Source organism: Aminobacter sp. P4_D5 (assembly GCF_056401815.1).
Genome location: NZ_JBFUIP010000523.1, coordinates 1 through 856, shown reverse-complemented (window position 1 = coordinate 856; position 856 = coordinate 1). Strand labels below are relative to the sequence as shown.

The window sequence follows — 856 nt, the reverse complement described above, 5'->3', positions numbered from 1 at the left end:
CGAGAGCCCGGCATAGATGCCGCGGCGCAGGCCGTATTGCGGCGCGCCGACGCCGATGCCGGTGCCGTCGCGGAGCTGGTAGCTGCGGTCGAAGAGGTTCAGCACGTCGAGCCGCGCGGTCCATTTGCCGCCGCCGGCGATGGTGAATTCCTGGCTCAGCCCGAGATTCACGGTGACATAGGGCGTCACGACCTGGCTGTTGGCGAAGCCGCGCCGCATGCCGCTGCCATAGACCAGCGTCGAGGAGACGTTGCCGCCCTCCCAGGCCGTGTAGGCGATGCCGGCCGAGCCCGTGATGAGCTGGTCATGGTCCGTGCGGACGAACTTCTTCTGCACCTGCGCGAGCTCGGCCGTGCTCCAGAAATACTGGTTGGAGACGAGGCCGCGCCCCTCGGAACGCGACAGGGTGAGGTTGCCATAGGCCAGCAGCGGCCCCCGGCGCCATTGCGCCGACAGTTCCGTGCCGAAGACCCGGCCCTCCCGGTAGTTGTAGGGCGAGAAGATATAGGCGCTGCCGAACTGGCCGAGGTCCTGCATGTCGCGGACGGAGCGGTAGAAGGCCTCGCCGCCCAGCGTCAGGCTCTCGCCGATGCGTTGGCGGATGCCCAGGTTCAGGTAGTGCGCGCGCTCGGGCCGGGGCGGGCTGGCCAGGAGCACCTCGGGCGCGAGGGTGGTGCCGACGTAGCGGTTCAGCGCCGGATTGGTCAGCAGCTCCGAGGGCGGCGGCGTGAAGTAGCGGGCATAGCCGGCCGAGATGGTCGTTGCCTCCGTGGGCCGCCAGACGAGGTTCGCGCGCGGACTCAGCTGCGAGGCGTTCACCTGCTGGTTCATCACGTCGAAGCGCGCGCCGTAGTTC

General features: G+C 69.0%; 1 protein-coding gene. It reads right to left on the bottom strand.

Annotation, left to right across the window (positions count from 1 at the left end; translation table 11 throughout):
* Positions 1-856, bottom strand: an 856-nt coding sequence (locus AC1DWF_RS33250; protein ID WP_476842764.1) for a TonB-dependent receptor domain-containing protein, incomplete at both ends; no start/stop codon positions are given.